This window comes from Ancylobacter mangrovi (genome assembly GCF_024752335.1).
Lineage (GTDB): Bacteria > Pseudomonadota > Alphaproteobacteria > Rhizobiales > Xanthobacteraceae > Ancylobacter > Ancylobacter mangrovi.
In genome coordinates this window covers 28984-52396 of sequence record NZ_JANTHY010000003.1, presented here as the reverse complement: position 1 = coordinate 52396, position 23413 = coordinate 28984, and the positions used below count along the sequence as shown (strand labels likewise).

Annotated in this window: 20 protein-coding genes; 9 read left to right on the top strand and 11 right to left on the bottom strand. The window is 70.0% G+C overall.

The genetic code is table 11. The annotated features are described in order from the left end of the window. Positions 1-81: 81 nt before the first annotated feature. Both NVS83_RS09970 and NVS83_RS09965 read left to right on the top strand, forming a co-directional pair. Positions 82-1029, top strand: coding sequence for a LysR family transcriptional regulator (locus NVS83_RS09970; protein WP_258732984.1), 948 nt, complete (start codon positions 82-84; stop codon positions 1027-1029). After that, positions 1026-1760 carry an HAD family acid phosphatase gene (locus NVS83_RS09965; RefSeq protein WP_258739169.1) on the top strand — a complete coding sequence of 245 codons (735 nt, stop codon included), beginning with the start codon at positions 1026-1028 and terminating at the stop codon, positions 1758-1760. Before NVS83_RS09970 ends, NVS83_RS09965 begins: the two co-directional genes overlap by 4 nt. 6 nt (positions 1761-1766) lie before the next feature. Here the strand turns inward: NVS83_RS09965 and NVS83_RS09960 are convergent, their stop codons facing one another. The 7 genes from NVS83_RS09960 to NVS83_RS09930 all read right to left on the bottom strand — a co-directional run bounded on the left by NVS83_RS09960 (position 1767) and on the right by NVS83_RS09930 (position 7410). Then, complete coding sequence (locus NVS83_RS09960; protein ID WP_258739168.1) at positions 1767-2093, bottom strand: nitrile hydratase accessory protein; 327 nt, start codon at positions 2091-2093, stop codon at positions 1767-1769. A gap of 2 nt (positions 2094-2095) precedes the next feature. Then, positions 2096-2461 (bottom strand): SH3-like domain-containing protein, encoded by a 366-nt coding sequence (locus NVS83_RS09955; protein WP_258739167.1) that lies wholly within the window; start codon positions 2459-2461, stop codon positions 2096-2098. Beyond that, the gene (locus tag NVS83_RS09950) at positions 2458-2799 is read right to left on the bottom strand and encodes a nitrile hydratase subunit beta (protein ID WP_258739166.1); all 342 of its coding nucleotides are present in this window, start codon (positions 2797-2799) and stop codon (positions 2458-2460) included. Before NVS83_RS09950 ends, NVS83_RS09955 begins: the two co-directional genes overlap by 4 nt. Continuing rightward, positions 2796-3464 carry a nitrile hydratase subunit alpha gene (gene nthA / locus NVS83_RS09945; RefSeq protein ID WP_258739165.1) on the bottom strand — a complete coding sequence of 223 codons (669 nt, stop codon included), beginning with the start codon at positions 3462-3464 and terminating at the stop codon, positions 2796-2798. Before nthA ends, NVS83_RS09950 begins: the two co-directional genes overlap by 4 nt. Positions 3465-3739: 275 nt before the next feature. Next, entirely contained in the window at positions 3740-4999 is a 1260-nt protein-coding gene (gene glyA / locus NVS83_RS09940) for a serine hydroxymethyltransferase (RefSeq protein WP_258739164.1), read from the bottom strand. 124 nt (positions 5000-5123) lie between these two features. Beyond that, complete coding sequence (locus tag NVS83_RS09935; protein ID WP_258739163.1) at positions 5124-6155, bottom strand: DUF2778 domain-containing protein; 1032 nt, start codon at positions 6153-6155, stop codon at positions 5124-5126. A 256-nt stretch (positions 6156-6411) separates the two neighbouring features. Then, positions 6412-7410, bottom strand: coding sequence for an aldo/keto reductase (locus tag NVS83_RS09930; RefSeq protein ID WP_258739162.1), 999 nt, complete (start codon positions 7408-7410; stop codon positions 6412-6414). 312 nt (positions 7411-7722) lie between these two features. Between NVS83_RS09930 and NVS83_RS09925 the strand changes: the two genes are divergently transcribed. From NVS83_RS09925 to NVS83_RS09915, 3 genes are all read left to right on the top strand, one after another. Further along, positions 7723-8145 carry an Hsp20/alpha crystallin family protein gene (locus NVS83_RS09925; RefSeq protein ID WP_258732992.1) on the top strand — a complete coding sequence of 141 codons (423 nt, stop codon included), beginning with the start codon at positions 7723-7725 and terminating at the stop codon, positions 8143-8145. A gap of 52 nt (positions 8146-8197) precedes the next feature. Continuing rightward, the gene (lon, locus tag NVS83_RS09920) at positions 8198-10612 is read left to right on the top strand and encodes an endopeptidase La (RefSeq protein ID WP_258739736.1); all 2415 of its coding nucleotides are present in this window, start codon (positions 8198-8200) and stop codon (positions 10610-10612) included. Positions 10613-11071: 459 nt separating this feature from the next. Continuing rightward, entirely contained in the window at positions 11072-12505 is a 1434-nt protein-coding gene (locus NVS83_RS09915) for a phospholipase D-like domain-containing protein (RefSeq protein WP_258739161.1), read from the top strand. Positions 12506-12790: 285 nt separating this feature from the next. Here NVS83_RS09915 and NVS83_RS09910 read toward each other — a convergent pair whose 3' ends face one another. Continuing rightward, positions 12791-13825, bottom strand: a complete 1035-nt coding sequence (locus tag NVS83_RS09910; protein WP_258732994.1) for a glutamine synthetase beta-grasp domain-containing protein — start codon at positions 13823-13825, stop codon at positions 12791-12793. A 453-nt stretch (positions 13826-14278) separates the two neighbouring features. On the opposite strand from NVS83_RS09910, the gene NVS83_RS09905 reads away from it, so the two are divergent. Continuing rightward, the gene (locus NVS83_RS09905; protein ID WP_258732995.1) at positions 14279-14467 is read left to right on the top strand and encodes a DUF2735 domain-containing protein; all 189 of its coding nucleotides are present in this window, start codon (positions 14279-14281) and stop codon (positions 14465-14467) included. Positions 14468-14611: 144 nt separating this feature from the next. Here the strand turns inward: NVS83_RS09905 and NVS83_RS09900 are convergent, their stop codons facing one another. Beyond that, a complete protein-coding gene (locus tag NVS83_RS09900; RefSeq protein WP_258739160.1) occupies positions 14612-15541 on the bottom strand; it encodes a glutaminase in 930 nt (309 codons plus the stop codon). 135 nt (positions 15542-15676) lie between these two features. Beyond that, positions 15677-18649, bottom strand: a complete 2973-nt coding sequence (locus NVS83_RS09895) for an HD domain-containing phosphohydrolase (protein WP_258739159.1) — start codon at positions 18647-18649, stop codon at positions 15677-15679. A gap of 279 nt (positions 18650-18928) precedes the next feature. Here NVS83_RS09895 and NVS83_RS09890 point away from each other — a divergent pair, with 279 nt between their 5' ends. Beyond that, positions 18929-19912, top strand: coding sequence for a helix-turn-helix transcriptional regulator (locus tag NVS83_RS09890; protein ID WP_258739158.1), 984 nt, complete (start codon positions 18929-18931; stop codon positions 19910-19912). Positions 19913-20168: 256 nt separating this feature from the next. Further along, positions 20169-20999 (top strand): alpha/beta fold hydrolase, encoded by an 831-nt coding sequence (locus tag NVS83_RS09885; RefSeq protein ID WP_258739157.1) that lies wholly within the window; start codon positions 20169-20171, stop codon positions 20997-20999. A gap of 57 nt (positions 21000-21056) precedes the next feature. Here NVS83_RS09885 and NVS83_RS09880 read toward each other — a convergent pair whose 3' ends face one another. Further along, the gene (locus tag NVS83_RS09880; RefSeq protein ID WP_258739156.1) at positions 21057-21959 is read right to left on the bottom strand and encodes a LysR family transcriptional regulator; all 903 of its coding nucleotides are present in this window, start codon (positions 21957-21959) and stop codon (positions 21057-21059) included. 173 nt (positions 21960-22132) lie between these two features. Here NVS83_RS09880 and phnA point away from each other — a divergent pair, with 173 nt between their 5' ends. Then, the gene (gene phnA, locus NVS83_RS09875; protein WP_309486185.1) at positions 22133-23410 is read left to right on the top strand and encodes a phosphonoacetate hydrolase; all 1278 of its coding nucleotides are present in this window, start codon (positions 22133-22135) and stop codon (positions 23408-23410) included. Positions 23411-23413: the final 3 nt, after the last annotated feature.

Here is a 23413-nt window from a genome sequence, read left to right as displayed (position 1 = left end):
CTTAATCTGCCTGAGTTGCTCGAATAAGGAAATTCGAATAATCTTTCTATGAAATTCAATTACATTGAAACGTAATGCCGCATGCGTAATGCCACCCTGAAGCAGCTGCGGGCGGTCGCCGCCATCGTCGAGACCGGCACGGTCACGGCGGCGGCGAAGAGGCTGAACGTCACCCCGCCCGCCGTGACCATGCAGGTGCAGCAGCTCGAGGAGCATCTCGGCCTGCCCCTGCTCGACCGCGCCGGCGACCGCTTCCAGCCCAGCGCCGCGGGCCGCGAGGTGCTGGCGGCCGTCGCCCGGATCGAGCAGGCCATGGCCGATTGCGGCGCCGCGCTCGACGCCATGCGCGGCCTCCGGGCCGGGCGCGTCGATGTCGGGCTGGTGTCGACCGCGAAATATTTCGCCCCGGCCGCGCTCGGCGCCTTCGCCCGCACCCATCCGGGCATCGACGTCTCGCTCACCGTCGGCAACCGCGAGGAGATGATCGCGGCGCTGCGCAGCGACGCCATCGACGTGGCCATCATGGGACGCCCGCCGCTCGACATCGAGGTCGACAAGACGCTGATCGGCGACCACCCGCACCTGATGATCGCGCCGGTGGACCATCCGCTGGTCGGGCGCCGGGTGGCGCCGAGCGCGCTCGCCAATGCGAGCTTCCTCAGCCGCGAGCCGGGCTCGGGCACGCGCGGGCTGATGGAGCGCTTCTTCCAGGAATCGGGCATCGAGCCGCGCATCGCCATGGAGATCGGCTCCAACGAGACCATCAAGCAGGCGGTGATGGCGGGGCTCGGCCTTGCCTTCATCTCCTCGCACACCATCGCCGCCGAGGTCGCCGACGGACGACTCGCCATACTCGACATCGAGGGCCTGCCGGTCGTGCGCCAATGGTTCGTGGTGAAGCGCACCGCCAAGCGCCTGACCCCGCCCGCCGCCGCGCTCGCCGAGTTCCTCGGCCGCCGCGGGTCGGAATTCCTGCCGGGCGTCTCGCCCGCCGCCCCCGCCCCGGCACGCGAGGCAAGCCCGATATGAGGCAGCCTCGCTCCCGCCGCGCGGGCGGCGTTTCTCGCGCGCTGGTCCTCGCCGCGCTTCTTCTCGGGATGGCGACGGGCATGCCGGGCGGCGCTTCGGCCGAGCCGGCGCTGCACCAGCCGGCCAATGTCGGCGACGCCAAGAATGCCGCGACGCGCTACCATGACGACGGAGGCTACGGGCGCGACATCGACGCGGTGACGAAGGCCGCCGGCCGCTGGATCGCACGCCGCGCCGGCGAGGTCGCCCGGCCCGCCATGGTGTTCGACATCGACGACACCGCGCTCAGCAACTGGCAGGTGATCGAGGACGACGATTACGGCCGCATCATCGGCGGCCCCTGCCCCGCCCTGCCGGAGCGCGCCTGCGGCTGGGCCGCGTGGGACCTGCGGGCCGGCACGCCGGCGATCGCGCAGACGCTGGCGCTCTACCGCGAGGCGAGGCGGCTCGGCATCGCCGTGTTCTTCATCACCGGGCGCGGGGAGAGCCAGCGCGGCGCGACGGTCCGCAACCTCGCCGCCACCGGGTTCGGCGGCTATGACGGGCTCGCCATGGTGCCGCGCGGCGCGCATTTCACCTCGGCCGCCGACTTCAAGGCGCCGCAGCGCGCGGCGATCGAAGCCAGGGGGTTCCGCATCATCGCCAATATCGGCGACCAGCCCTCCGACCTCGCGGGCGGCCATGCCGAGCGGCGCTTCCTGCTGCCGAACCCGTTCTACCGCATTCCCTGAGGCGGCTCAGCGCTGACCCGGCACCACGGTGATCGGCGTGGTGCGCGCGACGTGATGATGGTCCTGCGCCCGGTAGCGGATGACGGCGAGCGACTGCGCCAGCAGCTCGGCCTCGTCGACCAGCCCCATCTCCATCAGCAGGTCGAGCGCGGCGCGGGCCCAGCAATGATAATAGGCCTCGTCCGGATGGGCATGGAGCTCGCGGCTCAGCCGATCGGCGAAGTCGCGCCATTCGAACATGCCGCTCTTGTGCAGCTCCACCACCATGGCGAAGATCTGCGCTTCCCACGGGGCGGCGAAGGCTTCGGGCGCGTCGAGCTCGGGCAGGGCCATCGTCAGCGCTCCTCCGCGCCGGCCGGTTCGAGATAGCTGTCCCACAGGTCGATGAGCAGGCTGTCGCGGGCCGGGGCCTCCTCGCCCCACAATTCGCGCATCGTGAAGCGCACCGAGTAGCAATATTCCGGCGTGCTCTCGTCGCCGAGCGCGCGGCGGTCGGGAAGCGCGTACATGCCATGCACGCGCACGATCTCCCCGCGCTTGCCGCGGCAGTAGCGCGGCAGGCGGGTATGGGTGCGCGGATGGAGGTTGCGCGTCACCACCACCTGGCCGACCTCGTAGGGCGCGGGGTGAGGCGGCGGGTCGACGCGGGTGGTAGCGCCGACATCGAGCAGGCCGACGATCTCCTCGGGGCCGTAGGTCATGAGCGCGCCTCCGCACCCGTACCGGTACCCGCATCCATCCGCGCGATCTCGGCGCGGTATTCGGCCGGGCTGATCACGCCCTTCTCGACCATCAGCCGGGCGACCGCGAACCACCATTGCTCGTAATAGGAACGGGTGAGGTAGCGGGAGGGCTCGAGGCGCTCGCGCGACTGGCGGAAATCCTCGTCGGTGAACAGCCCGCCGACGATGGTCGCCATGAACAGCGCGCACATGCGCCGCTCCCACTCGCTCTTGAACACCGGCTCGGTGCCGTCATAGGCGTCCGGGATGATGCGCCCGAAGCCGTCGTCGCCGCCGCAGTCGTGCACCGAGTTCATGCCGCCCCTCCGGGAGTGAGGGCCTCGCTTACGCCGATCATGCTGTCGCGGGTGACGAGGGCGGCCAGCGCATCCTCGCTGAGCCCCTCCGTGCCGGGCGGGCGGCGCGGCAGGATCATGTAGCGGATCTCGGAATTGCTGTCCCAGACCCGGATTTCGGTCGTCTCGGGCAGGAAGGTGCCGAACTCCTCCAGCACCGAGCGCGGATCGCGCACCACCCGCGAGCGGTAGGGCATGCTCTTGTACCAGACCGGCGGCAGGCCCAGCACCGGCCAAGGATAGCAGGAACACAGCGTGCAGACGACGAGGTTATGGACGCTCTCGGTGTTCTCGATCACCACCATGTGCTCGCCCTGCGCGCCGCTGAAGCCGAGTTCGGCGATGGCGGCGGTGGCGTCGGTCAGCAGCCGCTGCTTGTAGGCGGGATCGGCCCAGGCCCGCGCGACCACGCGTGCGCCGTTTCGCGGGCCGACCTTGTGCTCGTAATAGTCGACCACGGCGTCCAGCGCCTGCGGGTCGATCAGCCCCTTGCGCGCCAGCAGTTCCTCCAGCGCCTTCACCCGCACGCCGATATCGACCGCGTCGATCGAGGTGAGCATCTCCTCGGCGGAGATGTCCCCCTCCGGCCCGTGATCATGATCGTGAGGGTAGTGATGGCCCGGCATGGCGTTTTCCCGTCGGTCGAGCGGCGACCCGCTCAGGTGGCTCCGGCACGGTGCCGAGGGAAACAAGATTCACGCCAATTCCGGCGCCCGGCAATGCCGCTCATAGGGAAAATTACGTAAATGTGCTGCCCTGCCAGCAGATAGGACGATTGGCCGCGCCGGCCGAAGCGCGCGACGGTATCATGTGATGTCCGCGCTGCCGGATTGCCCTAGCGACGCTCGCCGCCGGACTCGTTCCGTCTCACGCTACCCCGAGCATGAGACGGCCGTTCGGGTCAGTAGATGGGAAACCGCTCGCACAGCGCCCGCACCCGCGCGCCGATATCGGCGATCAGCGCGATGTCGGACGGTGCCCTGACGATATCGGCGATGAAGCCGCCGATCGCTTCGAATTCGGGCGCGCCGAAGCCGCGCGCCGTGCCGGCATTGCTCGACAGCCGCAGCCCGGAAGGAGCCTCCGGCGGGCGCGGATCGAACGGGATGAGGTTCTTGTTCACCGCGAGGCCGGCCTTCTCCAGCGCCTTGGAGGCGACGTCGCCGGTGACGCCGATGCCAGTCAGGTCGACCAGCATCAGCCCGCAATCGGTTCCCCCGCCGACCAGCCTCAGCCCGGCATCGGCGAGCCGCGCCGCCAGCACCCGGGCGTTCTCGAGCACGGCGCGGTTATAGGCGGCGAACTCCGGCCGCAGCGCCTCGCCGAAGCACGCCGCCTTGCCGGCCACTGCGTGCATCATCACCGAGCCCTGCACGCCGGGGAAGATGCCGTAATTGATGCGGTCCGACAGCGCCGCGTCGTTCCACAGCACGATGCCCCCGCGCGCGCCGCGCAGCGACTTGTAGGTGGTCGAGGTCACGACATGGGCATGCGGGAACGGGTGCGGGTAGAGGCCGGTCGCCACCAGCCCGGCGAAATGGGCCATGTCGACCATGAACAGCGCCTCCACCTCGTCCGCGATGGCGCGCATGCCGGCGAAGTCGAGTGCGTGCGGATAGGCCGAGCCGCCGGCGACGATCAGCCGGGGCCGGTGCGCCCGCGCCAGCTCGCGCAGCTGGTCGAGCTCGATCCGCTCGCTGGCGCGGGCGACCCCATAGCGCACGACGTGGTAGTCACGCCCGGTCAGCGTCGCGGGATGGCCGTGGCTGATATGCCCGCCCGCCGCCGTGTCCATCGACAGCAGCGTGTCGCCGAGCCCGAGCAGGCCGAGGAACACGCCGGCATTGGCGTTGGAGCCGGAATGCGGCTGGACGTTCGCAAAGGCGCAGCCGAACAGCGTCTTCGCCCGTTCCGCCGCCAGCGCCTCGATGGCGTCGGCGAATTCGGCGCCGCCATAGTAGCGGGCATGGGGCAGGCCCTCGACCGTCTTGTTGGTGAGCACCGAGCCCTGCGCCTCCAGCACGAGGCGCGAGACGATGTTTTCCGAGGCGATCAGCTCGATGCCGTGGCGCTGGCGCGCCAGCTCGCCGCCTATGGCGCGCGCGAGCTCGGGATCGGCCTCGAGGCCCTCGGTGAAATAGCCGGCATGGAGCGTCGACATGGGAAGGTCCGGACTGAAGGCCAGCGGGAGATCTCAGTCCGTCCGACCGCCGGCGGCGAATTCCGGCGCCCGATCCGCCGGCGGCGCCGGGCGCAGGGCGCGCCCTGACGCTCAGCCTCGCCGATCAGCTCTTCTTGCCGGACAGCCAGGACAGCAGCGGGTTGAGCGGGCCCTTGGACTTCGGCAGCGCGTCGACCACGATCATCTCGTCGATCTCGCCCTTCTTGAAGGCGGAGAGGAAGGTGTCGTAGTCGGCGACCGAGACGCAGCCGTTGGAATCGCCGCGCGGCCCGAGCATGTAGGTGTGCACCAGAAAGCCGTTGCGCCCGTACATCTTGCCATCGCCGACCGGAGTCATGCGCACGGCCTCGACGCCGTGGAACAGCTTCTCGCGCATGGTCAGCTTGTAGCGGTTGGGCGGCGTGGGCCCGCGCATCTTCACCGCGACGTGACGGGGATCGTCGAACTTGTCGCCATAGCCCGAATGCGCCTCGAGCTTGCGGCCGTCCGGCAGGTACACCTTGCCGGCCGAGATGTCGTAGATCGCATAGGTGTCGCCCGCGCGCGGCAGGCGGGTCGCGTCTTCCACCTCGGGCTTTGCCACATCAGGCTTGGCCGCCTGGGGCACCGGCGTGGCGAGATCGTCGGGCACCTCGTCTTCCGGCATCGGCGGCGGCAGCATGGCGACTTCGGCCGGCTGCTTGCGCTTGGGCGGGTTCGGGGCAAGGGTCAGCGTGTCCTCGGGCTCGTCGCCGGGCATGACGCGGCCGGCGAACATCGGCTTCGCCATCGGCAGCGGCACCGCGCTGACGGTCTCGACCACGGGCGCGCTCGCCGGCGGGGGCACCGGGGCGGCGGCCACCACGGCCGGCTGCGTCGGCGTGACCGAGGGATTGAACATCCAGCCGGTCGGCTGCGGAACTTCGCCGGAGGGATAGAAGTTACGGATATCGGTGACGGAGTAGACCGGCGCCGGCGGAGGAGCGTCCTTGACCTTCGCCATCACCGGCGGCGCCGCGGGCGTGAGCCGCAGCTCCGGGTCGACGCGGGCAGCGTCGGCCGGGGTGGGGAGGGACGTGGTCGAGACCCAGGCGACAGCCACCGCCATGGCGACGAAGCTGGCCGAGCCGACGAGGAACGTTCCGACGAAGCGCATGGACGTCTCTGCGTGAATCGCGATGCAGGCACGAACCGGATTCGCGGCGAAGAACCCGAACTGTACCGGCACTCACCGCATTCGAACAGGCCCTGCGCCCCGACATGATGTCGCCGGGCAACATGAGCCAACTCATACCGATTATTCCCGAATTGGGTAACATTTCCTTAATGCCGCCGCCAACCCCCGGCATGTACCTATCTTGCAAGGGCGAGAACCCTGCGGGAAGCAGGGTGGCGGCTGCCGCTTACCTTTTTCAGGCAAGCGCGGGCCGTTTCGTCGGCGGCGCCATGAAGGTCGGGGCGATGGGCCCGGGCACGTGGCGCGCGAGGATGGCGTCGATCGCCCGCTTCGCCTCGTCGTCGAGCGTCCAGCCTTCGACCTCGCCCGCCGGGTCGAGCTGGTGGGGATGGCGTGCGCCCCACAGGGCGATGGTCGGCCCCTGGTCGAGCACCCAGCGCACCGCCAGTGCCAGCACCGACCTGCCGTAGCGCTCGCGCGCCAGCGTCTTCAGCTCCTCGACGGCGGCGAGATAGTGGGCGAAGCGCTCGCCCCGGAACTTCGGGTCGACCTTGCGCAGGTCGTCGCCCTCGAAACGGGTCCCGGAATCCATGCGGCCCGACAGCAGCCCCCGGCACAGCGCACCGTAGCTCAGCACGGTGAGGGCGCTACGCGCCGCATAGGGCAGCACGTCGGCCTCGATCTCGCGCTCGAACAGATTGTAGGGCGGCTGCACGGTATCGAGCCGGGCCTCGGCGCGGAACGCATCCATCTGCGCGGGCGAATAGTTGCTCACCCCGATCGCGCGGATCTTGCCCTCGGCGCGCATCGCCTCGAGCACGCGCGCGGTCTCCTCGAACGGCGTCTCGAGGTCGGGCCAGTGCACCTGGTAGAGGTCGATCGTCTCGGTGCGCAGGCGCCGCAGCGAGTCCTCGAGCTCGAGACGCAGCCGCTCGGGCCGGCTGTCGCGCCACACCTTCCCGTCCTTCCAGGCGAGCCCGGCCTTGGTGGCGATCTGCGCCTTGTCGCGCAACCCGCCCTCGGCGAGCGCCTTGCCGACGATCTCCTCGGACCGGCCGAAGCCGTAGACCGGGGCGGTGTCGATCAGGGTGACGCCGCGCTCGACGGCGGAGCGGATGGTGGCGATGGCCTCCGCCTCGTCCGAGCCGCCCCACATCCAGCCGCCGATGGCCCATGTGCCGAGGCCGACGCGGGAGGTGCGGATGCCGGAGCTGCCGAGTTCGATCTGTTCCATGATGATGCTCCCGTTCTCGAGGGCCGCCGCACGGTCATACGCGCCGCGCTGCCGGCGACCTTGCCGGCGGCGTCCGAGCGCACATATGGGGCCGATGAGGCCGGCGACGAGAGGGACCGGCCGCCTCGCAGTTCATTGCGCGCCTCGCTCCGCCGGTCCCGGCCGGCGGAAGGCGAACGCCGACCGGCGAAGCCAGGCCGAATACGGTCCGGCTTCGTATTCGCCCGGCGGCGGTACCGGCCCGTCTGGCGTGTGGCATAAACGTCACTATATCTTGCTCGGTGGGCCCCAGGGCCTGCCCAGGAGATCCTCATGAAAAAGACTGACCCCCGCGCCTGGATGTGGTCGGAAGCGCTCGACATGCTGAACCGCGCCGAGCGCATGCACCGGCAGATGTTCCGTCCCGCCGACCTGCCCGACACGGCGCCGAGGCACCACCGCGCCCCGTGCTGGGAGCCGCCGGTCGACGTGCTGGAGACCGAGCGCGAGATCCTCGTGCTCGCCGCGCTGCCGGGCGTCGATCCCGAGCGCATGACGGTGGCGATCAAGAACGGCGTGCTCACCATTGCCGGCGAGCGCGTGCTTCCGGTCGAGTTCCACCGCGCCACCATCCATCGCATGGAGCTGCCGCAGGGCCGCTTCGAGCGTCAGCTCGCGCTGCCGCCCGGTCGCTACGAGGTCGCCCATCCGCGCGTCGTGAATGGCTGTCTGGCCATCGCGCTGCGCAAGGTTTGAAAGGGGGAGCACCATGAACCGCCCCGATGTCGAGACTTACGCGCCCCGCCGCATGGCTGATGCCGGCGGCAATGGCGGCGCGGCCACCAACGCCCCTGCCGGCGGCACCAACGGCTCCGTGCCCGAGGACCAGCTCATCATCCTGCCGGTGCGCAACTTCGTGCTGTTCCCCGGCGTCGTGATGCCGGTCGCGGTCGGCCGCCAGGTCTCCATCGCCGCCGCCCAGCAGGCGGTGCGCGAGGGCCGTCCCGTCGGCATGCTGATGCAGCGCGACCCGAGCGTCGAGGAGCCCGGCGCGCAGGATCTGCACCGCATGGGCGTGATCGCCAACATCCTGCGCTACGTCACCGCGCCGGACGGCACGCATCACCTCGTCTGCCAGGGCGAGCAGCGCTTTCATGTCGATCAGTTCGTGCGCGAGAAGCCCTTCATCACCGCCCGCGTCACGCGGGTCGAGGAGAGCGAGGAGAGCACCTCCGACATCGAGGCGCGCTTCGTCCACCTGCAGAACCAGGCCGGCGAGGTGCTGGAGCTGCTGCCGCAGGTGCCGCCCGAGCTGATGGCCGCGGTGCGCGGGGCGAACTCGCCCTCGGGCCTCGCCGACCTCGTCGCCGCCTATATGGACATCTCGCCGGACGAGAAGCAGGAGCTGCTCGAGACCGTCGACGTCGTCGCGCGCATGAACAAGGTCTCGCGCGTGCTGGCGCACCGCATCGAGGTGCTGCGCCTGTCGCAGGAGATCAGCCAGCAGACCAAGGCGTCGCTGGACGAGCGCCAGCGCGAGGTGCTGCTGCGCGAGCAGATGGCCGCGATCCAGAAGCAGCTCGGCGAGGACGAGGGCAACAGCCAGGAGATCTCCGACCTCGAAAAGGCGATCGAGGATGCCGGCATGCCGGACGACGTCGCCCAGATGGCCCGCAAGGAGCTGGGCCGGCTGCGCCGCATGTCCGAGGCGGGCCCCGAATACGGCATGATCCGCACCTATCTGGACTGGCTGATCGCCCTGCCCTGGAAGCTGCCGGACGAGGCGCCGATCGACATCGCCGAGGCGCGGCGGATCCTGGACGAGGACCATTTCGGCCTGCCCAAGATCAAGCAGCGCATCATCGAGTACCTCGCCGTGCGCAAGCTCGCGCCGAACGGCAAGGCGCCGATCCTGTGCTTCGCCGGTCCCCCGGGCGTCGGCAAGACCTCGCTCGGCCAGTCGATCGCCCGCGCGCTCGGCCGCAAGTTCGTGCGCGTGTCGCTCGGCGGCGTGCATGACGAGGCGGAGATCCGCGGCCACCGGCGCACCTATATCGGCGCGCTGCCGGGCAACATCATCCAGGGCATCCGCAAGGCGGGCACCCGCGACTGCGTGATGATGCTGGACGAGATCGACAAGATGGGCTCCGGCATCCAGGGCGACCCGTCGGCGGCGATGCTCGAGGTGCTCGATCCCGAGCAGAACGGGACGTTCCGGGACAATTATCTCGGCGTGCCGTTCGACCTCTCGCGCGTGGTGTTCATCGCCACCGCGAACATGCTCGACACCATCCCCGGGCCGCTGCGCGACCGCATGGAGATCATCAGCCTGTCCGGCTACACCGACTCGGAGAAGCTCGAGATCGCCAAGCGCTACCTGGTCCGCCGCCAGCTCGAGGCCAACGGCGTCGGCGCCGCGCAGGTCGAGGTCGAGGACGACGCCCTCAAGGCGATCATCCGCGCCTATACCCGCGAGGCCGGCGTGCGCAATCTCGAGCGCGAGATCGGCCGCGCCATCCGCCACGTCGCCGTCGGCATCGCCGAGGGCAGCGTGGAGCATGCGCGGATCGGCGTCGACGGGCTGTCCGAGCTGCTCGGCCCGCCCGTGTTCGAGGACGAGGTGGCGCTGCGCGTCTCGGTGCCGGGCGTGGCCACGGGCCTCGCCTGGACCCCGGTGGGCGGCGACATCCTCTTCATCGAGGCGACCCGGGTGCCGGGCCGTGGCGGCTTCATTCTCACCGGCCAGCTCGGCGACGTGATGAAGGAGAGCGCGCAGGCGGCGATGAGCCTCGTCAAGAGCCGCGCCGCCGAGCTCGGCATCGACCCGGAGCTGTTCGCGCGGACCGACGTGCACGTCCATGTGCCCGCCGGCGCGACGCCGAAGGACGGGCCGAGCGCGGGTGTCGCCATGTTCACCGCCCTGGTCTCGCTGCTCACCGGCCGCACGGTGCGCAAGGACACGGCAATGACCGGAGAGATCTCGCTGCGCGGCCTGGTGCTGCCGGTCGGCGGCATCAAGGAAAAGGTGGTGGCGGCCGCCCGCGCGGGGCTGACCCGCGTGATGCTGCCCGCCCGCAACCGGCGCGACTATGAGGACATTCCTCAGGACGCGCGCGACCGGCTGGAGTTCGTCTGGCTGGAGAAGGTGGACGACGCCATCGCCAACGCGCTGGAGCCGGCCACGCCGGAAACCGACGCCCCGCCGCTGCGCGCGGCGGTCTGATCGGCGCCAGCCGGGCTCGGCATTCGTCGGGCCTAGCGGCCGAAATCGGTATTGTCCTCGAGGCGGGCGGCCCGGGCTTTCCCGGTGCCGCCCGTCTCTCTTTTGCCCTTGCGTCATCTCCCCCGAACGGCGGGGGGTGACGCTGAGGCCAATCGCGGCTAGACCCTAGGGCGCTCCGGCGCGAAGCGGATTCCGTCCCGCGTCGGGAAAGCGCGTAAGAACAACGATCTGGACCATGCCCGGGGAACCCGTATTCGCCGCATGTGGCCCGGAGCCCGCCCGGCCCGGCATCCTCCGAGGCGGACGGCGATCGATCGGCGGGGGCTGGGGCTTGTTGGCGTTCGCAACGCATCTTCGGCGCGTTTCTCCCGCGCCCGCCCGGGGGGCCTGCGGGCGAGGGCTTCGCGCACCCGCCCAACGGCGGCGGCCGGCCGGCCACGAACGGGTCCGCGGCGCGTCATGAGCAGCTTCCTCGCCCATTACTGGCCGCACATCACGCTGGTGGCGAGCACCGCCATCGGCCTCGCCGCGGCGATCCATGCCGCCATGACCAAGGACGACGTGCGTGCCGCCATCGGCTGGGTCGGCGTCATCCTGCTGTCGCCGGTGGTCGGGGCGATCCTCTATCTGGTCGCCGGTATCAACCGGATCCGCCATTCGACCGCCGGCCGACGGCGCGCCAGCCAGCATCCGCGCCGGCGCCACGAGCCGCCGCCGGTCGCCATCGCGCTCTCGCCCAGCCTGTCGGCGATGAAGCGGCTCGGCGACCATCTCGGCAGCTTCCCGCTGGTCTCCGGCAATGCGGTGAACCTGCTCGACAGCGGCGACGCCGCCTATCCGCAGATGATCGCCGCCATCAACGCCGCCAAGCGCCATGTCGCGCTCTCGAGCTACATCTTCGACAACGACCCGGTCGGCGTCCTGGTGGCCGACGCGCTGGTCGCAGCGCACCGGCGCGGGGTCGCGGTGCGGGTGCTGATCGACGCCATCGGCGCGCGCTATTCGCGCCCCTCCATCGTCGGCCGGCTGCGCGAGGGCGAGGTGCCGACCCAGCTCTTCATGGGCAACCTGATCGGGCTCCGGCTGCCCTATGCGAATTTGCGCAGCCACCGCAAGATGCTGATCGTCGACGGCGCGACCGGCTTTACCGGCGGCATGAACATCCGCGCCCAGTTCACCAGCGAATACGGCAAGGACGACCCCGCGCGCGACACCCATTTCCGGATCGAGGGGCCCGCGGTCGAGCAGCTTCTCAGCGTGTTCGCGCAGGACTGGTCCTTCACCTGCGGCGAGAATCTCGACGGGCCGGCCTGGGCCGAGGCGCCGGCCGGGCCGCCGCGCGGGACGGTCGCGGTGCGCGTGGTGCCGTCCGGGCCCGACCACAACCTCGCCAACGCCCACTCGACCATCATGGGCGCGCTTTCCGTGGCGCAGAGCCGGGTGCACATCTGCTCGCCCTATTTTCTGCCCGACCAGCAGCTCATCGGCGCGCTGACGACGGCGGGACGGCGCGGGGTGGAGGTCGACATCGTCATCCCCTCCGCCAACAATCTGAAGCTGGTCGACTACGCCATGACCGCCCAGCTCGACCAGGTGATCGCCGGCAATTGCCGGGTCTGGCGGGCCGGCGGCATGTTCGACCATTCCAAGCTGATGGCGGTGGACGGGTGCTGGGCCTATGTCGGCTCGTCCAACCTCGACCCGCGCAGCCTGCGGCTGAATTTCGAGCTCGACCTCGAGCTCTACGACCCGGCCGTCGCGCTCGAGGTCGAGGCCCGCATCGCCCAGATGGCGCATGCGGGAAGCGCCGAGACGCTGGCGACGCTCGGCGCCCGGCCGTTCCTGCGGCGGCTGCGCAACCGCGCGATCTGGCTCGCCTCGCCCTATCTCTGAGCCGCCTGACGGGCCGCGAGAGTCGCTCCGCAAGGTGGTCCCGCCGGATGAGGCGCCGCGCGTGCGGGGAGCGTCGACAGCGTGGGTCACCCGGTCGCGCCCCCGGGGCCCTCTACCGAATCCCTTATTCGGGGCATGTCACGGCCGAGGATGCGGCACGCACTTGGCTCGCGCCACCACGACAGCGCAAAAACAAAAAGCCAGCCCCTCGCGGGGCTGGCTCAGGGAGACGCCGTTCAGCGGCCGTCTCGGGAGTGCGGAGCGGCGGAACGATCCACCGCCGGATCAGGCCGCAGCGGAAGCCGAGGTCGGAACTTCCGAGATCGTCTTCAGTACCTGCGAAGCGATGGCATAGGGGTCGCCCTGGGAGTTCGGGCGGCGATCCTCGAGGTAGCCCTTGTAGTCGTTCTTGATGAACGAGTGCGGGACGCGGATCGAGGCGCCGCGGTCGGCCACGCCGTAGCTGAACTTGTTCCAGGGCGCAGTCTCATGCTTGCCGGTGAGGCGCATGTGGTTGTCCGGGCCGTAGACGGCGATGTGGTCGTCGAGGTTCTTCTCGAAGGCCGCCATCAGGCCCTCGAAATACTCCTTGCCGCCGACTTCGCGCATGTACTTGGTCGAGAAGTTGCAGTGCATGCCCGAGCCGTTCCAGTCGGTGTCGCCGAGCGGCTTGCAGTGGAACTCGATGTCCACGCCGTACTTCTCGGTCAGGCGGAGCAGCAGGTAGCGGGCCATCCACACTTCGTCGGCCGCCTTCTTCGAGCCCTTCCCGAAGATCTGGAATTCCCACTGGCCCTTCGCGACTTCCGCGTTGATGCCCTCGTGGTTGATGCCGGCCTCGAGGCACTGCTCGAGGTGCTCCTCGACGATCTCGCGGGCGACGTTACCGACGTTCTTGAAGCCTACGCCGGTGTAGTACGGGCCCTGCGGGGCCGGATAGCCATGCTCGGGGAAGCCGAGCGGACGGCCGTCCTTGTAGAAGAAGTATTCCTGCTCGAAGCCGAACCAGGCGCCCTCGTCATCGAGGATGGTGGCGCGCGCATTGGTCGAGTGCGGGGTGACGCCGTCCGGCATCATCACTTCGCACATCACCAGGACGCCGTTCTTGCGGGCCGGGTCGGGATAGACCGCGACGGGCTTGAGCACGCAATCCGAGCTCCGGCCTTCCGCCTGCATGGTCGAGGAACCGTCGAAGCCCCACAGCGGCAGGTCCTCGAGCGAGGGGAAGCGATCGAACTCCTTGATCTGCGTCTTGCCGCGCAGATTCGGGACCGGCGTATAACCGTCGAGCCAAATATACTCGAGTTTGTACTTCGTCATTGCGTATCTCTCATAGCTTAATGACCGGGCGCCGAGGACCCTGTCGCTTTGCCGGCCGTGCGAGAAATGGTCGACCGCCAACGGCTGGCGATACACGCAAGCACGTAGCGTGCCAAAATTCATTACGAAATGCCGGCAATCCCGCGCGCGGGCCGCGAAGCGGCCGGCGGCCGGCCTCGGCGAGCCCTTGCGAACAGGTGATTCGCCAGCGATCCGGGACGTTTGACGGCGCCACAGTGCCCCGTCGGCGCTGCGGCGTTGCAGCACGCCATGCAACCAAAGGGCACCGCCGACCATTGCCGGACATCATGCGCCCGACGCCTTTGGCACTGCACAAAAACTGGACTGATTGTGATCCTAAAATAGGCATATTGCGCAAACGCCATGCAGGCTGTGCTATATTGCTTTTATTGCCTGACGCAGGAACGCGCAGGATGAGAGGAGTGACGAGGTATGAACACGAGCCATGAACGTGAGAGCGCGAAGATTTTCGCGTTCCCGGCCGGCGGCCGTGCCGGTCTCGCCGCGCGGCGCATAGAGAGCCGTCCGACCGCCGAGATCGCCCCCCGTGCCGACATCGCCTGGGGTGGAAGCTGGTATCACGAGGAAGCGGTACGCGACGAGCGCTCGCCCAAGCGCTGACGCGCATCGAAGCACAGGGTCCGGGAGCATCCGCTCCCGGCGTGACGAGGATCCGCGCACGGATCGCTGCCGAGGTCGGGTGAGAGCCCGGCCTTTCGTGTCTCTGGGGTCCGCCGCGTCCGCCCCGCCGAAATTGCCCCCGGCTCAGCCCCCGAACACCGACCAGCCCAGCCGCTGGGTCAGCGCCTCCAGCGCCAGCCGGCCGAGATGGGAGTTGCCGCTGGCGTCGAGCCCGGGCGACCACACCGCGATCGAGGCCCGGCCCGGCGCGATCGCCAGGATGCCGCCGCCCACCCCGCTCTTGCCCGGCAGGCCGACGCGATAGGCGAACTCGCCCGAGCCGTCATAGTGGCCGCAGGTGAGCATCACCGCATTGATCCGCCGCGCCCGCTCCGGCGACACCACCGACAGGCCGCTCTCGGGGTTGCGCCCGTTATGGGCGAGGAAGCGCCCGGCCATGGCGAGCTGGCGGCAGGACATGGCGATGGCGCAGTGGTGGAAATAGACGCCGAGCGTGTGGTCGACCGGATTTTCCAGGACACCGAACGACTTCATGTAGTTGGCGAGCGCGCGATTGCGAAAGCCCGTGCGCTGCTCGGACGCCGCCACCGCCTCGTCAATGAAGATCGAGGCGTCGTCGGCCAGGAACTGCATGAAGCGCACGATCTCGCCCAGCGCCTCGCGCGGCTGGTGGCCCGACAGGATGATGTCGGTCACCGCGATCGCCCCGGCATTGATGAAGGGATTGCGCGGGATGCCCTGCTCGGCCTCGAGCTGGACGATCGAGTTGAACGGACTGCCGGAGGGCTCGCGCCCGACCCGGCGCCACAGCCGGTCGCCGACCTTGCCGAGCGCCAGCGTCAGCGTGAACACCTTCGACACGCTCTGGATCGAGAACGGCAGGTCGCAGTCGCCGGCGGCCGCCACCTCGCCATCCGCGCCCACCACGGCTATGCCGAAGCTCGCGGGATCGGCGCGGGCCAGCTCGGGGATGTAGGTGGCGACGTCGCCGCGGTCGGGACGCGCGCGCATCTCCTCGGCGATTTCCTGGACGACACGTTGAAGATCGGGCACGGGCGGCACCTGCGGCTGCGGACGGGACGTCGATAGAGACGGTGCTGCAATAAAGCATGCGGGGTCCCAGCCGCCAGTGGTGCGGGCGAGATTGGCCCGGAGGGGTTGGGGCCCGATGGCTATTAGGTCGGCGGCTCAGGCCGTGGCGGGCGCCGCCGCCTCGGGCGCGCCAACGGGCCGGATCGCCAGCACCGCCTCGATGTCCGGCTCGTCGATCTGGTCCAGCCGCAGATGGCGCTCCGCATAGTCGCGCCACAGGCCGGAGGCGAGGAACAGGTCGAGCAGGTCGGGGTCGAGGTGATTGTCCCGCTTCATCGCCCCCATGATGCGGATCGCCTCGCTCAGCGTCTTCGCCTTGCGGTAGGGCCGGTCGGCGGCGGTCAGCGCCTCGAACACGTCGGCGATCGCCATCATCCGCGCCACCTCGCTCATCTGGTCGCGCCTCAGCGAGCGCGGATAGCCGGTGCCGTCCATGTGCTCGTGATGGGCGGCGGCATATTCGGGCACCCGGGTCAGCGGGCCGGAGAAGGGCAGCGCCTCCAGCATCACGATGGTGCGGGTGATGTGGCGGTTGATCTCGTAGCGCTCCTCGGCCGTCAGCGTGCCGCGGGCGATGGAGAGATTGTAGATCTCGCCGAGATTGAGCCGGTTCTCCGGCCGCGCCAGGGTGAAGCCGTGGCCGCGCTCCAGCGCGTCGAGCTGGTTCGGGAAATGGGCGATGACGTGGTGCGGCGCGTCGGACAGCAGCGGCTCCTCGGTCGGCAGGGACGGCTCGGGCCCGCGCGCGCGTCGCCCGCGCTCGACCGCCGACACGCCGAGCCGGTCGTCCAGCGTGCGCCGCCAGCGCCGCCCGGCGATGCGCTTCAGCCGCTCGATCTTCTCCGCCTCCATGAACTCGCCGCCCATGTTGCACTCGGCGACGAAGGCGAACTCCTCGTCGAGCTCGCGCCAGGTCCGGTCGCGCTCGGCGCGCAGGGCCGGTTCGTCGCCGCCCTCGGCGAGCCCCTTCCAGTAGGCGGTCTCGGCGGCGGATTTCAGCAGCTCGAACCGCATGCGGATCTCGTGGATGCGGTCGGTGATGGTCTCGAGCTTGGTCGCCTTGTCGATGACGTATTCGGCCGTGGTCAGCTTGCCGCAATCGTGCAGCCAGCTCGCGACATCCACCGCCTCCCACTCCTCGGGCGAGAGCGCGAAGCCGGCGAACGGCCCCTCGCGCGTCTCGCAGGCGGCGCGCACCAGGCCGAGCGTGAGCACCGGCACGCGCTGGCAGTGGCCATTGGTATAGGGCGACTTGGCGTCGATCGCCTGGGCGACCATGCGGATCACCGCGTCGAGCAGCGCCTTGCGCGACTTCAGCGCCAGCGTGGTCTCGATCGCCACCGCCGCATTGCCGGAGAGCGCGCGGGCGAGGTCGAGGCTGTCGTCCGACACCGTCTCCTCGAGCGCGGTGCGATGAAGCAGGGCGAGCCCGCCAATGGTCTCGTCGCCGCGGTCGAGCAAAGGGATGACGGAGCAGCGGAACACCTCGCCCGGCCCCAGCGTGACGCCTTCGGTGAGCTGGGCGAGCACCGGGTCGCCGCCGGTCTCCGTGGCCTCGAGATGAACCACGGTCCGGCGCGCCAGCGCATGCACCAACCGGCCGCCGAAGCCGACCGATCCCGCGCCGAACGGGCCGATGGTGGCGAAGGCGCCGAGCGGCTCGCCGCGGCGGTGGACGATGCCGATGAAGCTCTTGCAGCCATCCTCGCTGAGCAGGATCACCCCGGCCTGCGAATGGGTGAGATTGATGGTCTCCTCCAGCAGCCGCCGGACCAGCAGGTCGGGATCGCGTTCGGCCGAGAGCGCGCGGCCGATCTCGATGAAGCGCTGGATGGTGAGGCGCGCATTGCGGATGGCGCGCGAGAGCGTGTCGATCTCGGCCACCGAGGAATGGATCTCGTCCGGCGCGTCCTTGAAGTTGAAGGACTGGATCGCGTCCGCCTCATGGGCGATGGCGACCAGCGGCTGGCTCACCGCGCGCGCCGTGAGGCGGATCGCCACCACCACGAACAGGATCAGCGCCAGGCTGATCCAGCCGAGCGTCGCCACCAGGCTGCGCACGCCCGCCATCACCTCGTCATGGGGCATCGCCACCGCCATGCCGAAGGTCCAGGGGCCGACCGCGAGCGGGGCGACGTGGATCATCCAGCGCCTTCCGTGCTCGCTGAAGCTGTCGGCCTGCGTGCCTTCCAGATGCGCCCGCACCGCGGCCAGCATGAACGGCACCACCGGCGGCACCGGCCCTTCCGCCCGCCGCGCCGCCGGCCCGCTGCGCAGGCCCGAGGGCGTGGCAACGTTCGCGCTGCTCGCCGCGATCACCGCGCCGCTCTCGTCGGCGATCAGGATCTCCGAGGACGGGGTGCTCTTCATCCGCTTCAGCTCGCTCGACAGGTCGGCGAGGCTGAGGTCGATGCCGACCACGCCGCGCCCGCCGGCGAGGCGGTGGGCGATGGTCACGCCGGTCTCGGCGGTGGCGAAGAAGCGGTAGGGCTGGGTGAGGATCGGGCCCCCCTTCGCCATCGCCTCCATGTACCAGCCGCGCTGGCGCGGGTCGTAGCTGAAGCCGGGCCGGTCGAGCGTGCCGACCTTGCGCAGCGCGCCGTCGAGGAAGGTGAAGCCGGCCTCTGCCCCGCCGGGGCCGTTTGTCACGCTCTGCAGCAGATAGGCCGCGTCCGCCCGGGCGCCGAGATTGCGCCGGGCGATGTCGGAAGTCAGGTGACGCAGCAGGAGGAAGTCGCCATTGTCGTAGCCGACATAGATCGCGGATGTATAGGGCATCGTGTCCATGACGATGCGAAACCGCTCGATCAGTTCGCCGCGATCCTCGATCTCGGGCGAGCCGAGCTGCGGGTCGGCGGCGAAGAGCTGCGTCAGCAGATCGAGGCTGTTGAAGCTCTTGTCGATATGCGAGCGGCTCTCGCCGGCCATGCGAGCGAACAGCGTCCCGGTGGCGTCCTCCAGTATTGCCGCGGCGCGGTTGTTGACGAGGAACACGATTCCCGCCAACGCGAGCGTCACCGTGACGCCGAACACCAGCGCGAGGTGAGTATCAAGGCGCCTCTTCACCATGACGGGCGCCCTCCCTCGGGAGCTGTTCGCCAAATGGCGACCCGATACGTTTCGAATTAACGACGACGTTCGAACCAATACAAGCGTATTTCGCTACCCGCGCCGCCGGTGGACAGGATGATCGCGCCGGCATTCGACTTCCGGCGGGGATGCGCGGGGAAGGCCGATGTGCGATTTGTATCGCGCACGATCAAACCACGGGCAGAGGTGGGGGCGTACCTGGATGAGGGCACGGCGCGGGCGCGAGCAGGCCGGAGGTCGGCCGATGCGGGGCGGGCGGTGAGCGCCGCGGCCGCAGGCGTATCGCACGGCTCCACTGCGTGCCCGGATTCCCGGACCCTCGGGCGCGACGGGCTGGGCTGCGCGCAGGCTGCGCTCGGCCGCGACCAGGAGCTGCACGGCGCCGGCTTCGCCATCTACCGCAAGGCGCATGGTGCCCTGCATGGCGCCTCGAATGGCGCCCCGCATCCGGGCGCACCGGCCGGCGGGGCGACCGGCCGGGTCGAGACGCCGGCGAGCCGGCGCGGGCTGCTCGCGGGCGTGGCGCTGGCGGCCGGGCATCGCCGCCGCATCTTCGAGGGCAATCGCTCGGCCGCGGTCCAGTTCGACGAAGGAGCCTGCTATGTGCGCTCCTTCTCCGACCCCTATCGTGCGGATGTGGAGACCGGCTTCGACTTCTTCCTGCTGGAGCTGGCCCCCGCCGCGCTCGACCGGACCTTCGCCGAGCTCGACCTGCCGGCGGCCGAGGGGCTCGCCTGCCGCCCGGGCGAGAAGGACCCGGTGTTCGCCGCGCTCGCCGGCGCGCTGCTGCCCGCGCTCGAGCGGCCGGACCACGCCGCGCCGCTCTTCGTCGAGCAGGTCGTGTGCGCCATGCAGACCCATCTCGCCGCCCGCCATCACGGCCGGCCGCCGCGCTGCGGGCACTGTCTCGCCCCGCGCCGTCTCGCCCCGCGTCAGGTCGCCCGCGCCAAGGAGATGCTGCTGGCCGGCATGGACGGCACGGTCCTGATCGCCGACATCGCCGATGCCTGCGGCGTCTCGCGCAGCCATTTCATCCGTGGCTTCCGCGAGGCGACGGGCGCGACCCCGCATCACTGGCTGGTGGTGCAGCGCGTGGCCCGTGCGCTAGCGCTGCTCGCCCATTCGCGCCTGCCGCTCGCCGAGATCGCCGTCTCGTGCGGCTTCGCCGACCAGAGCCACATGACGCGGCTGGTCGCCCGCCTGACCGGGACCACGCCCGGCGCCTGGCGGGGACGGCACTGATGCCGGCAGGCGACGCCTGCGCCGCCACGGCGCACTTTTGTTCAATACGCCCGCGCGCCCGCGCGGCACACAGGTGCCCGCGCGTCCGAGCCATCTTCAGGGGGCTCCGACCCGGCCGATCTTCGCCCGCGCGCCCCGGGGTCCCTTGCCGGGGACGGTCCGCCACGGCGCGCCACCAAACCATGCCCCGCCACGGCGGGAACTTGCCGCAGCCTTACCTGCCCGCAGTTCGTCTCACCATGTGAAGGAACGCATCATGCCCAGCATCACCACCAAGGACGGCGTCGAGATCTTCTACAAGGACTGGGGTCCGAAGGACGCCACGCCGCTGGTCTTCCACCATGGCTGGCCGCTCTCCGCCGACGACTGGGACGCCCAGCTCCTGTTCTTCCTGGCCAAGGGCTACCGCGTCGTCGCCCATGACCGGCGCGGCCATGGCCGCTCGAGCCAGGTCTGGGACGGCCACGACATGGACCACTACGCCGCCGACGTCGCCGCCGTGATCGAGCATCTCGACCTCAAGGGCACGGTGAACATCGGCCACTCGACCGGCGGGGGCGAGGCGCTCCACTACACGGTGAAGCACGGCAAGGGGCGCGTCGCCAAGCTGGTGCTGATCGGCGCCGTGCCGCCGCTGATGCTGAAGACCGAGGCTAATCCGGGCGGCCTGCCGCTCGAGGTGTTCGACGGCTTCCGCGCCGCGCTCGCCGCCAACCGTGCGCAGTTCTTCCTCGACGTGCCGGCCGGCCCGTTCTACGGCTTCAACCGCGAGGGCGCGAAGGTCTCCCAGGGGGTCATCGAGAACTGGTGGCGCCAGGGTATGATGGGCGGCGCCAAGGCGCATTACGACGGCATCAAGGCCTTCTCCGAGACCGACTTCACCGAGGACCTGAAGGCGGTCGACGTGCCGACCCTCGTGATGCATGGCGACGACGACCAGATCGTGCCCTTCGCCGATTCCGCGCCGCTGTCGGCCAAGCTCGTCGCGGGCAGCGTGCTCAAGGTCTATGAGGGCTTCCCGCACGGCATGTGCACCACCCATGCCGAGGTGATCAACGCCGACCTGCTCGCCTTCATCGAGAGCTGACCCGGCTGCGCCGGCCGCCCGCCTTTCGCGGCGCGGCCGGCACTCGGCACTGGGCGCTCAGCGCCCGGCGGCGGCTTGGCCGACCGCCCAGTCGCAGAAGGCGGCGGCCAGCGCCGCCTTCTCGCCCGCCGGCGCGTAGCCGAGCCGGTAGTCCGGCCCGTGCACCCGCAGTTCCGGGAAGGGCTCGGCGAGGTCGCCGCGCTCGACCAGATCGGCCACCACCTCGATCGGCGCGGCGATCACCCCCTGCCCGGCCAGCGCCGCCTCCAGCGCGATGTAGAAATGGCCGAAGCGCGCTGCCCCGGCCGCGAGGTCGGCCGGCAGGCCGGCGGCCACCAGCCAGCGCGCGAGCTCGCCCGGGCGGGTGACGGATTCCAGCAGCCGAACCCCCTCGCGCGCGGCCGGCGCGCCGAGCCGCTGCATGAGACCGGGCCGTGCCGCGAGGTCTGGGCGCGCCATCAGCCCGATCTCCTCGCGCAGCAGGGCGAAGCTGCGCAGATCCCCCTGCAGCGCCTCGCCCCGCCGGATCACCACGTCGAACGGAATCCCCGACCAGTCCTCGCCCGTGTGCATCGGGCGCACCCGCACGTCGACCTCGCCGGCCTTCGCCTGGAAGTCCGGCAGGCGCGGCATCAGCCAGCGCATGGCGAAGGTGGCGGGGGCGATCACCTCCAGCACCTGCGGCACGGCCTGCGGCTGGAACGCCTCCGCCGCCGAGGCGACGAGGTCGAGCGCGGCGCCGGCGGCGCGGGCGAACTGGGCCGCGGCGGGCGTCGCCACCATGCGCCGGCGGTTGTTCTCGAACAGCGGCGTGCCGAACCAGCTCTCGATCGCCGCGAGCTGCTTGCTGACCGCACTGTGGGTGACGCCGAGCTCCTCCGCCGCCTCCGTCACCGAGCCGATGCGCGCCACCGCCTCGAACGCCACGAGCGCCTTGAGCGGCGGAAGGGTACGTCGCATGTCCTGTGTTCCGAAATCTCTTCTGTTCCAAAAGCTCACATAGTGACGGAACTAATATCGCTTTACTCACGCTCGCAATACTAAATAATAAAACACATAGAATAACTCACGATGCGTCGGCAAACCGATAAGCATACGCATTGTTTGCGACAGTTTAATTACGGAATCATCAGATGGATATGGCATTGCCCGGCGCCGGCGCGCCGCGCGAGGACGAGGTCGTGCGCGAGGAGGTGGTCGTGAACGGGCGCTGCTACCGGCGGCCGGCGCGCACCACGGTCGTGATCTGCTTCGACGGCTGCGATCCCGCCTATGTCGAGGCGGCCGCGCGGGCCGGCGTGACGCCGGCGCTGGAGCGGATGCGGCGCGAGGGCGTCGACGTGCTGGCCGAGGCGGCCATGCCGACCTTCACCAATCCCAACAACGTCTCGATCGTCTGCGGCGCGCCGCCGGCGGTGCACGGTGTCGCCGGCAATTTCTACCTCGACCGCGCCACCGGCGAGACGGTGATGATGCTCGACGCGGCGCTGATGCGCGCGCCCACCATCCTCGCCGGTCTGGCCGGCATCGGCGAGAAGGTCGCGGTCGTCACCGCCAAGGACAAGCTGCGCAAGGCGCTGGCCTTCGGGCTGGAAGGCATCGCCTTCTCCGCCGAGCGGGCCGAGGGCACCAGCGAGGCCGAGCACGGCATCGCCGACGCCGCGGGGCTGGTCGGCCTCGCCCGGCCGGACCAGTACTCGGCCGAGCTGTCGCTCTACGTGCTCGACGCCGGCATCCGCCTGATCGAGACCGGCCATGCCCGGCTGCTCTATCTCTCGCTGTCCGACTACGTGCAGCACAAATACCCGCCCGCAGCGCCCGAGGCGCTGGCCTTCATGGCGGCGGTGGATTCGCGCCTCGCCCGGCTGGCCAAGCTCGGCGCGGTGGTCGCCATCACCGCCGATCACGGCATGACCGACATGGCGAGGGCCGACGGCACGCCGCGCGTGACGTATCTGGGCGACGTGCTCGACGCCGCCTTCGGCGCCGGCGCGACCCGCGTCATCTGCCCGATCACCGATCCCTTCGTGCGCCACCACGGCGCGCTCGGCGGCTTCGTGCGGGTGCATATCCTGAAGGAGGGCATCGACCCGCAGGCGGTGCGCGCGGCCATCGCCCGCCAGGAGGGGGTCGAGCTGGTGCTCTCCGGCGCCGAGGCCGCCGCCCGCTTCGAGATGCCGGCCGACCGCGAGGCCGACTTCGTGGTGACCGGCACCGAAGGCACCGCGCTCGGCGCACGGGCCGAGGACCACGATGTCGGCCAGCTCGCCGGCGAGCGGCTGCGCTCGCATGGCAGCCTGCATGAGCAGCGCGTGCCCTTCATCCTTTCGCACCCGCTGACCCAGGATGGCGACACCGCGCACCTGCGCAACTTCGACATCTTCGATGTCGCGCTGAACCGGGTGGGCTGAGCG